Source organism: Rufibacter sediminis, from assembly GCF_014269285.1.
Classification (GTDB): domain Bacteria; phylum Bacteroidota; class Bacteroidia; order Cytophagales; family Hymenobacteraceae; genus Nibribacter; species Nibribacter sediminis.
In genome coordinates this window covers 1-13,259 of record NZ_JACOAF010000015.1, presented here as the reverse complement: position 1 = coordinate 13,259, position 13,259 = coordinate 1, and the positions used below count along the sequence as shown (strand labels likewise).

At 51.4% G+C, this 13,259-nt stretch carries 14 protein-coding genes and 1 tRNA gene; 12 read left to right on the top strand and 3 right to left on the bottom strand.

From position 1 onward, the window contains the following. Positions 1-207 precede the first annotated feature (207 nt). The 5 genes from H7U12_RS05675 to H7U12_RS05655 all read left to right on the top strand — a co-directional run bounded on the left by H7U12_RS05675 (position 208) and on the right by H7U12_RS05655 (position 4,139). Positions 208-1,545, top strand: a complete 1,338-nt coding sequence (locus H7U12_RS05675; RefSeq protein WP_186634298.1) for a dihydroorotase — start codon at positions 208-210, stop codon at positions 1,543-1,545. Between the two features lie 15 nt (positions 1,546-1,560). Further along, a complete protein-coding gene (locus H7U12_RS05670; RefSeq protein WP_186634295.1) occupies positions 1,561-2,106 on the top strand; it encodes a hypothetical protein in 546 nt (181 codons plus the stop codon). Between the two features lie 73 nt (positions 2,107-2,179). Further along, positions 2,180-2,737, top strand: coding sequence for a hypothetical protein (locus H7U12_RS05665; RefSeq protein ID WP_186634292.1), 558 nt, complete (start codon positions 2,180-2,182; stop codon positions 2,735-2,737). Between the two features lie 162 nt (positions 2,738-2,899). Continuing rightward, positions 2,900-2,976, top strand: a tRNA-His gene (locus H7U12_RS05660). 239 nt (positions 2,977-3,215) lie between these two features. After that, complete coding sequence (locus H7U12_RS05655) at positions 3,216-4,139, top strand: PfkB family carbohydrate kinase (RefSeq protein ID WP_186634289.1); 924 nt, start codon at positions 3,216-3,218, stop codon at positions 4,137-4,139. Between the two features lie 123 nt (positions 4,140-4,262). Here H7U12_RS05655 and H7U12_RS05650 read toward each other — a convergent pair whose 3' ends face one another. After that, on the bottom strand, positions 4,263-4,649 hold the full coding sequence (locus H7U12_RS05650; protein ID WP_186634286.1) for a hypothetical protein: 387 nt from the start codon (positions 4,647-4,649) through the stop codon (positions 4,263-4,265). A 160-nt stretch (positions 4,650-4,809) separates the two neighbouring features. Between H7U12_RS05650 and H7U12_RS05645 the strand changes: the two genes are divergently transcribed. Together H7U12_RS05645 and H7U12_RS05640 are read left to right on the top strand one after the other, a co-directional pair. Further along, on the top strand, positions 4,810-5,124 hold the full coding sequence (locus H7U12_RS05645; protein ID WP_186634283.1) for a hypothetical protein: 315 nt from the start codon (positions 4,810-4,812) through the stop codon (positions 5,122-5,124). A 65-nt stretch (positions 5,125-5,189) separates the two neighbouring features. Continuing rightward, complete coding sequence (locus tag H7U12_RS05640) at positions 5,190-5,468, top strand: hypothetical protein (protein WP_186634280.1); 279 nt, start codon at positions 5,190-5,192, stop codon at positions 5,466-5,468. A 129-nt stretch (positions 5,469-5,597) separates the two neighbouring features. Here the strand turns inward: H7U12_RS05640 and H7U12_RS05635 are convergent, their stop codons facing one another. Both H7U12_RS05635 and H7U12_RS22855 read right to left on the bottom strand, forming a co-directional pair. Further along, entirely contained in the window at positions 5,598-6,491 is an 894-nt protein-coding gene (locus H7U12_RS05635) for a serine hydrolase (protein ID WP_186634277.1), read from the bottom strand. Between the two features lie 120 nt (positions 6,492-6,611). Further along, on the bottom strand, positions 6,612-8,363 hold the full coding sequence (locus H7U12_RS22855; RefSeq protein WP_186634274.1) for a M61 family metallopeptidase: 1,752 nt from the start codon (positions 8,361-8,363) through the stop codon (positions 6,612-6,614). 302 nt (positions 8,364-8,665) lie between these two features. On the opposite strand from H7U12_RS22855, the gene rpmH reads away from it, so the two are divergent. The 5 genes from rpmH to H7U12_RS05605 all read left to right on the top strand — a co-directional run bounded on the left by rpmH (position 8,666) and on the right by H7U12_RS05605 (position 12,299). Continuing rightward, positions 8,666-8,824 carry a 50S ribosomal protein L34 gene (rpmH, locus tag H7U12_RS05625; RefSeq protein ID WP_071885432.1) on the top strand — a complete coding sequence of 53 codons (159 nt, stop codon included), beginning with the start codon at positions 8,666-8,668 and terminating at the stop codon, positions 8,822-8,824. 35 nt (positions 8,825-8,859) lie between these two features. Then, positions 8,860-9,273, top strand: coding sequence for a ribonuclease P protein component (gene rnpA, locus H7U12_RS05620; RefSeq protein ID WP_186634271.1), 414 nt, complete (start codon positions 8,860-8,862; stop codon positions 9,271-9,273). A gap of 33 nt (positions 9,274-9,306) precedes the next feature. Further along, entirely contained in the window at positions 9,307-10,968 is a 1,662-nt protein-coding gene (locus H7U12_RS05615; RefSeq protein ID WP_186634268.1) for a S41 family peptidase, read from the top strand. Between the two features lie 109 nt (positions 10,969-11,077). After that, on the top strand, positions 11,078-11,767 hold the full coding sequence (gene tsaB / locus H7U12_RS05610) for a tRNA (adenosine(37)-N6)-threonylcarbamoyltransferase complex dimerization subunit type 1 TsaB (RefSeq protein WP_186634265.1): 690 nt from the start codon (positions 11,078-11,080) through the stop codon (positions 11,765-11,767). Positions 11,768-11,774: 7 nt separating this feature from the next. Continuing rightward, the gene (locus H7U12_RS05605; protein ID WP_186634261.1) at positions 11,775-12,299 is read left to right on the top strand and encodes a DUF2480 family protein; all 525 of its coding nucleotides are present in this window, start codon (positions 11,775-11,777) and stop codon (positions 12,297-12,299) included. Positions 12,300-13,259: the final 960 nt, after the last annotated feature.

Below are 13,259 nucleotides of genomic sequence, written 5' to 3'. Positions count from 1 at the left end.
GGCACGAGTCTGGAGACTCGCGCCAGTGTGGTATGACCAGCGTGGTAGAACCAGAGCAGCCCTGCGTTCGGGAACTGCATTGGCTGCCGGAGGACCTTGTAGTGTCTGGAGGTTCTGCAAGTGTCTGGGGGGAGCTGCTTTGAGCCTATTTTCAGAAAAACAGGCTTAAAACGCGAGACTTATCTGGTGTGCTTTTATCTTAGCGCTATGAACAGCATCCTGATCAAGAACGCCCAGCTCGTGAACGAAGGCCGCATCCAGGCCGCCGATGTGCTGGTGAAAGATGGGTACATCCACACCATCGGGCAGAACCTGAACGCCGTGGCAGATACGGTGATAGACGCCAAAGGCCAGTACCTGTTGCCCGGCATCATTGACGACCAGGTCCATTTCCGGGACCCGGGCCTCACCTACAAAGCCGATCTGTACTCGGAGCCTCGGGCGGCTGTGGCGGGCGGCGTGACCACCTTCATGGAAATGCCCAACACGGTGCCCAACGCCACTACGCAGGAACTGCTGCAGGAGAAATATGACACGGCGGCGCAGAAATCCCTGGCGAACTACTCGTTCTTCATGGGCGGCACCAATGACAACCTGGATGAGATTCTGAAGACCGACCCACGCACCGTCTGCGGCATCAAGCTGTTTATGGGCTCCAGTACCGGCAATATGTTGGTGGATAACATCAGCACGCTGGAAGAAATCTTCGCCAAGTCTCCCATGCTCATTGCCACCCACTGCGAGGACGAAGCCACCATCCGGGCGAACATGCAGCAGGCCACCGAGCAGTACTGCGACGCGATTCCCATGGACATGCATCCGGTCATCCGGAGCGTAGAGGCTTGTTACAAATCGTCCAGCATGGCGGTGGAACTGGCCAAGAAACACAATACCCGCCTGCACATCCTGCACATCAGCACCGCTGAAGAGCTGGCTTTGTTTGCGAATGACGTGCCGCTGGAGCAGAAGCGCATCACCGCCGAAGTTTGCGTGCACCACCTCTGGTTTGACGCGGCGCAGTACGAGACGCTGGGCGCCCAGATCAAATGCAACCCCGCCATCAAAGAAGCCCGCCACAAAGAAGCGCTGTTCCAGGGTTTGCTGGATAATAGACTGGACATCATCGCCACGGACCACGCGCCGCATACTTGGGAAGAAAAACAGGCGGAGACTTATAAAGGAGCCCCGTCTGGTTTGCCGTTGGTGCAACATTCCCTTCAAGTCATGCTGGCGTTTTACCAACAAGGCAAAATCTCTCTGGAACGCGTGGTGGAGAAAATGTGTCATGCCCCGGCCATCTGTTTCCAGGTAGAGAAGCGCGGCTTTATAAGAGAAGGCTACTGGGCCGATCTGGTGCTGATAGATTTAGGCCAGAGCCAAACCGTTACCAAAGAGAACACCTTCTATAAGTGCGGTTGGTCGCCGTTGGAAGGGCAGGCTTTGCCGGGCGTAGTGACGCATACTATTGTTTCTGGACACTTGGCGTATCAGAACGGCGCTTTTGATGAGAGCAAGAAGGGGGAGCGGGTGCTGTTTAGCCGGTAGTTAGCATAAATATTAATGAATTATAAATTCTACGCATCTCAGAGTGACTTTGAAGAAATTTTCAGGTTCATATTTAATGAACTTGGGCTATTTGTATTTCAGAGCTATTCAGAACCTGGGCAAACACTTAAAGAATTCAGAAAAGTAGAAGAAGTAATAATTGAAATAGCTGAAAACCCTAAATCTCAATTTGTTTTATGGAAGAAGGAATTTGGATTTGATTATACAATTAGCCGGCTTGAATTGAATCCCAAATACTGCAAAGGACATACATTTAGGTATAGAACTGATGGATGGGGACTAATACACTTCCAAGTCAACGAAATAACAAAAATGAATTTGGAAGCCAGTTCATTATCTCATAATTCTGAAAAAAGGGCGATGGCTTGGGAATCCACTAAACCCGAACTTGGCAAAGTGGAAAAATTAAATTGGCAAGAAATTAATAGTACTTCTAGAAAAATTAAGAACTACATAAGCAAGAAGTTATCAATTGGTAAAAGCGAAGGAACGGATGTGTTGGTGAATGCAAAGGATTTAGTTGGAGTGCCAAAAAATTAAAAATCACTTAAGCTAACCACACCTAAACGTCAGCTTCGCCGTCGTTTAGCCAAGTACGTTGAGCCCAACCAAAGTGAATAGAAAGAGATTGAAATTGAATTTTTGGGAGTTCTTTTGCCATTATGATGTGGCAGTATTGCTAATCTTTTTGGGATGCACTACACTTAAGGATGGACTGATTTCAAATCTTGCTGGAGGAGTAACTCTAGGCGTAAAATTTGGGCTATCTGTAACTGCCTTAGGACTCTGGGGTTGCTATAAGCAATACAAGAGGCTATTTTTCAAATCTATACCAATAGAGAATTTGTCTAAAGAGGAAGTATTTGAGGTAACTAAAGGTATCTTTTCAGAACATGGTTGGTGGATTAATAAAGTAAAAGGAAACTCTTTAGTGGCAGAAGGTAGGAGCTTTAGCCATGATACTTTTGATATCAGGACTTACAGGAACAGGATTACTCTGCTTTACGAAGAAAATAACTTATTCATAAACTGTATTGTAGAACCGCCCAGAAATGGGCAATTCATAACTTTCGGGAAAATGAATTTGCTTTATACAGATTTCACAGATTTGTTTGAATATGAGGTATATGCCTGGAAGAACGAAAAGATGCAAAGACTCAACGGTGCCTAGTCCATCAAAGCATCTTTGTTAATCCATTTCATCCAAAGATTTGTATTTATAAAGTTCTAGTATTCTTTCTTTTACACTTAGATAAAAGAAATTTATTTAAAAATATTCGCCTAAACTTGCGTTGAATGCCCAAAGCCGCTACTTTTGCTATCCAATTACACGGTGGCCGTAGTTCAGCTGGTTAGAGCACCAGATTGTGATTCTGGAAGTCGTGGGTTCGAACCCCATCGGCCACCCCAAAAAGCTCCTGATTCGTCAGGGGCTTTTTTCGTTTTGGGGCTGTTTTCCTGGAAAGGGCCTTGAAAAAAGGAGGGTTCTGGGAAGAGCCTTGGTGAGAAACGGTAATAAAAGTATGTTTGCGCCTTTCTAGCTGGCCCACAAGATCCTTTCAGGATGACAGAAGGGAAGGGTTGCTTCGTTATTCGTGCTACTTGATACCTGCTACTTGATACAGGTTATACATTAAAGAGAAAAACACATGAGTCTATTAGTCATTGGATCGGTGGCGTTTGATGCGCTGGAAACTCCGTTCGGGAAACGGGAAAAGATCATCGGCGGAGCCGGAACCTTCATCTCCTTGTCAGCAGCCAACTTTGTGCAGCCGGTGAACCTGGTGAGCGTGGTGGGCGGCGACTTCCTGAAATCGGACATTGAAATGATGCAGAGCAAAGGCATCAACGTGGATGGTCTGCAGATCAAGGAAAACGAGAAGTCGTTCTTCTGGTCGGGACGGTACTTCAACGACATGAACAGCCGCGAGACGCTGGTGACGGAGCTGAACGTGCTGGGCGATTTCAATCCGGTGATTCCCGAGAGCTACCAGGACTGTAAATACCTCATGCTGGGCAACCTGGCCCCGCAGGTGCAGCGCCAGGTGATTGAGCGCCTGAACAACCGCCCTAAGCTGATTGTGATGGACACCATGAACTTCTGGATGGACATTGCGCTGGACGATCTGATCCAGACCATTGGCATGGTAGACGTACTGAGCATCAATGACGAGGAAGCCCGCCAACTGAGCGGTGAGTACTCGCTGGTGAAAGCGGCCAAGAAGATTATGGCTATGGGGCCGAAATACCTCATCATCAAGAAAGGCGAGCACGGCGCGCTGTTGTTCCACGGGGAAGATGTGTTCTTCGCGCCGGCCTTGCCGCTGGAGGAAGTGTTTGACCCAACCGGTGCCGGCGATACGTTTGCGGGTGGCTTCATCGGTTACCTGGCCTCTACGGATGACATCAGCTTTGAGAACATGAAACGCGCCGTGATTCACGGCTCGGCCATGGCGTCTTTCTGCGTGGAGCAGTTCGGCACCGAGCGTCTGGTGGACTTGCAGCCCGACGAAATAGTGCAACGTGTGCTGGAGTTTGTGAAACTGGTCAATTTCCAGCCGCACCAAGCCTAGCCGTTTCAGGGCCGTTTTCCTGAAATCGGCGGTAAAACAGAAAAGATAGAAAGGCCGGGGCTATTGATGCAGATCAGTAGCCCCGGCCTTTTTAGCTTGTTTTCCAAAAAAGAGGCTCTAAACTCAGGCCAGCTGTGATTTGGATCTCAGCCATCTGGTAGCCGATTTCACATCGGTGAAGTACTGGATCTCGATATCGCCGCGCCGGGCCATGTGTTTGTTGGTGGATTCCACGCTCATCTTCCCGAAGAAATCCTGCGGGATGAGGAAAGCCATGTGCGTGACGCCCGCGTTGATGGCTTTGGGAAACCACTCGTGGTTGATCCATTCCTGGCTTTCCTTCTGGATCACTTTGATCTGGCTCGTGTCCACGAGTATTTTGGAATACCCGGTTTCCAGCACCAGGGCCAGACTGTCCTCGGCGATCTGTTTGAACTCATGGTATTTGAGAAAACCCTCAAAAGTCGCGAGCACGACCCTTGAAACGATGTCTACTTGATTCATCCTCATGCTGCATAAAGGCAGTTTTTCACCCTCTGGTAGGTAGACGTTGCCTGCTCCTTTCTCCTAACGAACTAAGGGTCAGGTTTAGTGAATGGAAATTGAAAACTGGCGAGAATTCTGAAAGTATGCCCAGATTTGCTTAGGTTGCCCTCTCAGAGAGAAAAGAATGCAAAAGAAAAGCGAAACATCCATGGCCATCTTGGTGGGGGCGGTCGTGTTCCTGGCGCTGGAGGTGGTGGTGTACTATAGCCTGGTAACCTGGCTGATGCCCACCGCGCCGGAGGTGGAGGAGCAGGGCGGCTCCATTGTGCGAAACTGGAACAAGGTCATGTACTTCATCCTGATCTACATGGGTGTGTTGGTGGGGGCTTTGTTGTTGGCCAGTTCACAGGTGCCGCGCCACTACCGCCGGCACGTGCTCTTCTGGTTTTACCTCTCGCTGCCCACGCTTCTGGTGTTGCTGGTGCTAGCTTTTAGCTGATAAAGTGATATACTTTTGCCAAAGCCGCTCGTATAGAAGGTATCACTTAACAAAAGGAGGATTTTATGAGCAGCAATAAAAAGAATCACAGCGGAGAAAAGGACAACAAGAAAGGTGGGTTTATTGACAACACTGACAAAAATAACCTTCCGCAGGATACTACGCCCCAAACCCCGGAAAGTAGCTACCACAGCTCCAAGAGCGGTGGGACCACCATTCAGGATGAGCGGGCCGTGTCCAGAACCGGTAACAACAACCGCGAAGGCGTGAATGCCTCCTACGGCGATGGCGGTGACCGCCCGCGCAGCAACCCAAGCGACAACCAGGTGGATCGCGGTAAATAAGACTTCCCGTCTATAGGAAAAAAGCGGAGGCGGCTCTTCAAAAGAGCCGCCTCCGCTTTTTTATGCTTTAAAATTTCAGCCGAAATGGAAATCAAGCCAGATCCCAAACTCAGGACTCAGAACTCTGGACTATCTCACCATGTGCCGATAAATCATTTCAGAGACGTTGGCCATGGCGGCAATACCGGCTTTCTCATCTTCCAGGCCTTTTGACAGCAGCACCAGCACATATTGGCGGCCATCGGGCAGGAACACGATGCCGGAGTCATGGCGTACGCCGGTGATCCAGCCAGTTTTGTGGGCGACTTTCACGTTCTGGGGCAGCTTAGCCGGAATAATCTCCTTGAACTTCTGGTCCAGCAGGATCTTGATCATTTCCTGAGAGGCTTTCTTGCTCACGGTCTTTCCTTGGGCCATCTGCTGGAAAAGCAGCATCAGGTCATAGGCGGTGGTGGTGTTGTTCAGGCCTTGCTGGTACGCCTTGGTGTCTTCCACGCCGCGCCGCACCTGAATGTCTTTGGTGCCCAGCTCGCGCATGGTTTGGGTCACGTTCTTCGCGTCCAGCTTTTCTATCACGATGTTGGTGGCCAGGTTGCTGCTCTGGATGATCATCTTGTACAGCAGCTCAGACAAGGGCCGCTTCTGGCCTAGTTGGGTGTACAGTTCCGGCTCGCTGTCATCCAGCGCCCCAATGCTGAACCGGCTGCCATCCACAATGCTTTTGAACTCGTTCTTCACCAGAATAGAATCTGAGAGGCTGAACTTGCCCGAGGCAGCTTGCTTGTAGGCTTCAATAAGCACCGGCGTTTTCATGGTGCTGGCCGCGTGGAAACTCTCGTGCTCGTTGAGCAGCAGTTCTTCGCCGGTCTTCAGGTCTTTGAACGCCACCGCGAAGGTGCCTTTCTGTTTGCCTAGTTCCGCCAGAATGTTTTCCCGCAGGTGGAGCATGTCCTTTTTCGGTTTAGTAACGGTGCAGCCTAGCAAGCAGAATGCCAACGTCAGCAGCGGAAGATAGATGCGCATGTGCTTTGAAGTTTTGCGGCTCAAGGTAAGCAAGCGCCGCGAACTTATCAGAGGATCTTCCAAAGAACTGCCTCCGGGTTTAGCGGCCGTTTTCTGAAAAGAAGCCCAAAACCAGCGTGGTTAGGCTTGCGCTGGTTGGATGGTCTCCGTGAATTCCTGCTTCAGCCACTGTTTGAAGTTGGCCTGCTGCTCTGCGGTGGCGGTAGGGTTTTTCTTCACGCAGAACTGCGGAAGGTGCACCGTGCCGTCTGGTTTCAGCTTCACCGTTTTGAGGGTCTTTTGCCGAAACAAGGTCATTTCTACCTCTGCCTGCCCTTTGAGCAGGTTCACCAGATTACCGTTCTCCAGCTTGCGGCCGTTAAGGGCAATCAGCTCGTCGTCTACCGAGAAGGCTGCTGCCGCCGGAGAATCCGGCGCCACGTAGCCAATCACCGAAGCCGTGGTAATGGTCGGGTTCAGCCGGAAACCGTACAGGCTTTCGTACGGCAACACCGCCGGTTCTTTCTCCAGCGTGCAGCCTACGTACGCCAGAGCAGGAGTCAGCCACTTCTCAAAAGGTACTGTCCCGAATATCATTTCCCGGAAGTAGTTCTCCAGCGAGATGCCCGCCACTTCCTCGGCCAGGCGCTGGTAATCTTCCTCTGAGTACCCAATGCCCGGCCTGCCGAACTCCTGCCACATCCGGCGCATCACGTCATCCAGGGAGCGGGCGTTTTGGGTGGCTTTTCTGATTTCGAGGTCCAAAACGAGCGCCCCAATGCAGCCTTTGTGGTAGATGCTCACTTTGCGGTCCGGGATGCCGGGTTTGTAGCCGTCCAGCCAGGTGTCAAACGAGGAATCGGCGACGGAAAGGTTCTGTTCTCCGTGGTCTACGGTGTGGCGTTTGAGCACGGTGTTCAGTTCCTGGAAGTACTGCTCAGACGTAAACACGCCGCTGCGGGCCAGCAGGTAATCGCCGTAATACGTGGTCACGCCCTCGGCCACGTAGCCGGTCCTGAAGTAGTTCTCGCGGGTGAAATCATAGGGCAGCATCTCCTGCGGCCGGATTTGCTTGATGTTCCACGTGTGAAAAAGCTCGTGGCAGCTCACGCCCAGCAACTCTTTGTACAGCGTGGGAAGCATCAATTGCTCGGCTGGGCCCAGCGTAATCACCGTGGAGTTAAGGTGCTCTACGCCGTGGTAATGCGTGTACGGTAAGATAATGTTCAGAAAATGGTAGTCCTTCACCGGGAAGGTCTCAAACAAGGCCAGCTGCTCTCTGGTGAACGCCTGAAAATGCGGGAGAATCTGCGTCCAGTCAGGTGTGCAGTCGCCCTGAAACCACACGTGGAACAGAATGCCCTGCTCCTGGTACACCTGGTGTTGCAGGGTGGCGCTGGCGATGAACGGTGAGTCTACCAGATGGTCAAAGTTGAGCGCCTCCAGCGTGTGCGGTCCCGACAAAGGAAGTCCGCAGGCAATCTGCCATTCCTCCGGTAAGTCCAGGGCCAGCGTGCAGGGCTCCTGTTCCTGTCCTTCAGCGGTGAGGAGGCAGTTCACCGGGTTCACGTATAGAAAATCAGCCGCGAGCCAGGAGCCGCCGGCATCCATCTGGCGGGCGTGGAAGTTGTAGCGTACTTCCAGAGCTTGGTGCCCTTGCGTCTCTACCCGCCACCGGTCTTTCGTTACTTTCCGGAAGGGCAGGGGAGAACCGTCTGGGGCCAGTACGGCAAAACCCTGGAGTTTCTGGGCGAAGTTCTGGAGCTCGTAGCGCCCGGGCCGCCAGGCGGGCAGTTGCAGGTAAAGCTCCGGCGTGGCAATGTGCTCAATGGACGTCCGGATTTGCAGGAAACCGGAAAGTGGGTTCTGGAAGGAAAGATGGTAGTGTGGCACGGAGTATTTCTGATTAGGATGATGACTACGTTTGTCTAACGAAGGTAACGCGTTTTAAGACTGATTTTCAGAAACGAGCCCTAAAACGCTGCATTATGCCGAAGCCGGAAATGAGGGGCCTGTTTTTGGCAGAGTTTCCCTAAATCAGCCCTAAAACGCGTATCTTTGCGCCTCCTGGTGCAGCAAGGCTTTCAGCCGAATGCGGTAACATGCAAATAATCAAATTAAAATGTCTTAAGGGGTTTGATTTATCAGAATTGATTTCCTAATTTTGCATCCCTTAATAAAATGTTTAGTGTAAGATGAAAAGAACATTCCAACCTTCGCAACGCAAAAGAAGAAATAAGCATGGTTTCCGCTCAAGAATGGAAACTGCCAATGGTAGAAGAGTATTAGCTAGCAGAAGAGCTAAAGGCCGTCACAAACTGACCGTTTCTGACGAAAGAAGACATAAAGCCTAATTTTTCTGAGTAGCTCGCTGCAAGGCGCCTCGCGAATGGGTTCCTTCACTGAACATTCTGCAGAAGAGCATTCGATTTCTTATAGATTTCCGAAAGAAGAACGTTTACGGAGCAAAAAGCTGATTGAACAGCTTTTCCGTGAGGGTTCTTCTTTTAATTCCTATCCGCTCCGGTTTGTGGCCCTGCACCTGCCCGGCCCCGCCGCTGAATTCCCCGTTCAGGTACTGGTGTCGGTGTCTAAGCGGAACTTCAAGAAAGCCGTAGACCGCAACCGCCTCAAGCGGCAAATGCGCGAAGCCTATCGCCTGCACAAACACGTTCTAACCCAGTCTGCTGCGGCAGATGGCACGTGGTGCATTGGCATCCTTTACATCGGAAAAGAAAAAAATCCTTTCAATCTTATCAGTAAAAAACTAAATTCAGGACTAGAGCGTTTGCTTAGTAAATAGTCTCGTCTTTCCCCATTTTTTACCGCTGCTGATATGTTGAAGAAAACCTTTGCCGGCCTACTGGTGGCGGGCACCGCGTGGGGCCTTTTTTCGTTCACGGGCGATGGCTCTGAACGGTATTTCGATATCGCTAAAAACCTAGACATTTTCGCCACGCTCTTCAAGGAGGTGAACACCTACTACGTAGACGATGTGGCGCCCTCCAAACTGGTGCGTACCGGCATTGACGCCATGCTCAAGTCGCTGGACCCCTACACCAACTACATTCCGGAAGACGATATAGAAGATTTCAGGACGATGACCACCGGACAGTACGGCGGCATTGGCGCCCTGGTGGGGAAGCGCGACGGCCGCGTTATTGTCTCTTTGCCCCATGAAGGATCTCCGGCGCAAAAGGCGGGCCTGATCATTGGTGACGAAATCCTGAAGATTGACGGCATTGACCTCGCCAAGAAATCAGACAACGAGGTAAGCAAACTGCTCAAAGGTCAGGCGGGCACAATGGTGAAACTGGAGGTGAAGCGTTTTGGGGTAGACAAACCTATGCAGGTGGAGCTGGCCCGGGCCAATATTCAGATCAGCAACGTGCCGTACTACGGCATGGTGACGCCCGAGATTGGGTATCTGCAACTATCGGGTTTTACCGTTGATGCGGGCCGCGAGGTGCGCGCTGCCGTGACTAAATTGAAAGAACAGGGCGCCAAGAAGGTGATCCTGGATCTGCGCGATAACCCCGGCGGCTTGCTGAACGAGTCGGTGAACATCTCCAACCTGTTCCTGGCCCGCGGCAAAGACATTGTGAGCACCAAAAGCAAAGTAACCGACTGGAACAAGATGTACAAGGCGCTGGATGAGCCGCTGGATGTGCAGATGCCGCTGGTGGTTTTGACGAGCAACAACAGCGCCTCGGCGGCGGAAATTGTGGCCGGCGCGTTGCAGGACTATGACCGCGCGGTGCTGGTGGGCGAAAGAACCTTCGGGAAGGGCCTGGTGCAGATGACGCGTCCGCTTTCCTACAACTCCCAGTTAAAGGTAACCACGGCTAAATACTATATCCCCAGCGGCCGCTGTATCCAGGCGATTGACTACGCACACCGAGACGCTGACGGTTCTCTGCACAAAACCCCGGATTCTCTGCGGGCGGCTTTCAAGACCGCGAACGGCCGAGTGGTGTATGACGGCGGCGGCATCAGCCCAGACGTGGAAGTGAAAGAGCAGCCGGTGCCGGACATCATCCGGAAACTGATGACCAAAAACTACATCTTTGATTACGCCACGCGGTTCAGGGCGGCCAATCCCACCATTGCATCGGCCAAAGATTTTCGGTTATCTGACGCGGAGTACCAGAAGTTCATGACCTTCCTGAACGGGAAAGATATCTCCTATTCCACGGATGTGGAGAAAGCGCTGGATGACATGATCAAGAAAGCGAAGGAAGACAAGCATTACGAAGAGGTGAAAGGAGACATTGAACAGATCAGGAAGAAAGTAGCTTCTAACAAGGGGAACGACCTGATCCGTTTCAAGCCTGAAATTGTGGAGCTGCTGGAGCAGGAGATCGTATCCAGGTATTACCTGCAGAAAGGTCTGGTGGAAGCCACCTTCAACGATGACAAAAACATTGTGGCTGCCGTGGAGGTACTGAACAATCCGGTGCGTTACCAGAGCCTGCTCACCACCAGTACTAAGAAATAGAGTTTACATTATATATTATAGTATCGTAAGGGCAACCAGCGCATGGTTGCCCTTATCTTTTAGAATAACGTAGCTTTGCAGAATAATGGCTGCTTGGCCTTCTCACTACATGGCGTATATCTTATCCTTAGAAACTTCCACCACCGTGTGCTCAGTGGCGCTGCACCAGAACCAGCACTTGCTTTCTTACGCAGAACTGCAGATGGAGAAATCGCATTCGTCGCATATCACAGTCATGGTGCAGCAGGTGCTGGAGTATGCCGGCGTTTCAATGGCGCAGCTGGATGCGGTGGCGGTTTCTGGCGGCCCGGGTTCCTACACCGGTCTCCGGATTGGGTCTGGTACCGCCAAGGGGCTGTGCTTTTCCCTGGATAAACCGTTGATCTCCGTGAGTACGCTGGAGGCCATGGCCCGGCAGGTGGTCTCCGTTACCCCCGCCCCGGAGCGGTATCTGTACTGCCCCATGCTGGATGCCCGCCGCGCGGAAGTCTACACCTGTCTCTTAAATCATGCCTTGGAGGTGCAGATGCCCACGGAGCCTCTGGTGTTGGAGTCCTCCAGTTTTAGGGCAGAATTGGAAAAACAGCCGATCATCTTCTTCGGGAGCGGAGCGGCCAAAGCCCAGGAACTTCTGGCCCCCCACCCGAACGCTTTTTACCTGGAGAATGTTAAACCTACAGCCAAAGCCATTGGAGAGCTGGCCCTGGCTAAATTAGAGGCGGCGCAGTTTGAAGACGTCGCTTATTATGAGCCGTTTTATTTGAAAGAAGTATACATCACAAAACCCTCAGGGAAATAAAGGAAAGATGGAAGAGTTTGTAAACCGAGTGGCCAACAGCGGCCTCATCACTTTGAACCTGGAAGAATACCTGCATCCCGGTGAGCGGATTGTCTATGATATAAAAGACAACTTGTTCATGGGGCTAATGCTGCGCGAAAAGGATTTCCGGGCCTTTGTAAAGGACCATGACTGGTCTCAGTATGCCGGCAAGAACGTAGCCATCACGTGCTCCACCGATGCCATTGTGCCTACCTGGGCGTACATGTTGCTGGCCAGTAAGCTGCAGCCGTTCGTCAACCGGTACGTGTTCGGTGATTTGGAAGCCTTAGAGCAAACCTTGCTGCAGGAGGCCATCTCCAAAATCAATGCAGATGAGTACCAAGATGCGAAAGTAGTTGTCAAAGGCTGTGGCCAGATTCCCGTACCCACCTATGCCTATGTAGAGATCATGCAGAAGTTGTTGCCCGTAGTTAGCAGCATCATGTATGGTGAGCCCTGCTCCACCGTGCCCATCTACAAAAAACCGAAGGATAAGGTAGCCACCATCTGATCCTTTTGCCGAAGCTGAATTTGTGGCTTCCAGAATTAGAGCCAATATACACTTGCTGAAAAGAGGCTGTTTTCAGAAAAGGAGGCCTAAAACAGATCAGGATATAATAGAAGAGGCAGGGTGTTCATCATGCTGCCTCTTTATATTAAGGACCTGCTCTATCAGCTCCGCTCAATCGTTTGCCGTTTCGGGCCTTGTTTCCAGAAAACGCCCCCAAAACACTACTGAGATGATTTCCGGGAAAATCTCTCCTCCCCGGGAACTTCCGGGTACCTGAGCATGGTTCTTCCCCAGTCTTGATCCTGGAAACAAGCTCTAGAGAGCCGCCTTGGAAATAAACTCAAAAATATTCCTCTTATGGAACTCCCTCATCCTGAACGGGGTTACTCCCTAAGCCACGGCAAGGAAGTTATAAATCCCTTCCATCTCAGCAAACGGCGCTTGTTTCTTGGGGAAAGATGGCTACCTTTGCAGCCCGCTCAACAGGAGAGGGGGAAGGAACTTAGTGTAGACGGAAAGCAAAAGAAAAAGTTTTCCCTGTCCCTTGCGAGTTCGGGATTTCTTCTTACCTTTGCACTCCCTTCCAGAAAGGGCCTGCCGCACCGACTGGGTGCCACGGAAACGAAAAAAAAAGTTTTGCCTGGTGCTTGCGAAGAGGGAAAAGCTTCTTACCTTTGCAGCCCGCTTCAGGGACAAGGCCTCCGGGCCTGGGAACGGAAGCGTCTCCCGGCTGGTTGAGCCGAGGGAATCAGAAAAAAAAAGTTTTTCGAAAGTGTTGCAGAGTGAGAAAAAGTTCTTACCTTTGCACCCGCTTCCAGAGAGAAGCTAAGGAAAACAAGCTCAGCCGATCGGGTTGGGAAGATAAAAAAAGAAAAAAAAGCTGCTCAGGCTTGCGGAATCGAAGAAAGTCCCTACCTTTGCAGCCCCTACCGGAAGGAAGGGAAACGGAGACCGAGAGGG

Bases quoted from the DNA above. Each gene is read 5' to 3' on its own strand.
- H7U12_RS05675 (WP_186634298.1), top strand. From the start codon at position 208: ATGAACAGCATCCTGATCAAGAACGCCCAGCTCGTGAACGAAGGCCGC.
- H7U12_RS05670 (WP_186634295.1), top strand. From the start codon at position 1,561: ATGAATTATAAATTCTACGCATCTCAGAGTGACTTTGAAGAAATTTTC.
- H7U12_RS05655 (WP_186634289.1), top strand. From the start codon at position 3,216: ATGAGTCTATTAGTCATTGGATCGGTGGCGTTTGATGCGCTGGAAACT.
- H7U12_RS05650 (WP_186634286.1), bottom strand. From the start codon at position 4,649: ATGAGGATGAATCAAGTAGACATCGTTTCAAGGGTCGTGCTCGCGACT.
- H7U12_RS05645 (WP_186634283.1), top strand. From the start codon at position 4,810: ATGCAAAAGAAAAGCGAAACATCCATGGCCATCTTGGTGGGGGCGGTC.
- H7U12_RS05640 (WP_186634280.1), top strand. From the start codon at position 5,190: ATGAGCAGCAATAAAAAGAATCACAGCGGAGAAAAGGACAACAAGAAA.
- H7U12_RS05635 (WP_186634277.1), bottom strand. From the start codon at position 6,491: ATGCGCATCTATCTTCCGCTGCTGACGTTGGCATTCTGCTTGCTAGGC.
- rpmH (WP_071885432.1), top strand. From the start codon at position 8,666: ATGAAAAGAACATTCCAACCTTCGCAACGCAAAAGAAGAAATAAGCAT.
- rnpA (WP_186634271.1), top strand. From the start codon at position 8,860: ATGGGTTCCTTCACTGAACATTCTGCAGAAGAGCATTCGATTTCTTAT.
- H7U12_RS05615 (WP_186634268.1), top strand. From the start codon at position 9,307: ATGTTGAAGAAAACCTTTGCCGGCCTACTGGTGGCGGGCACCGCGTGG.
- tsaB (WP_186634265.1), top strand. From the start codon at position 11,078: ATGGCGTATATCTTATCCTTAGAAACTTCCACCACCGTGTGCTCAGTG.
- H7U12_RS05605 (WP_186634261.1), top strand. From the start codon at position 11,775: ATGGAAGAGTTTGTAAACCGAGTGGCCAACAGCGGCCTCATCACTTTG.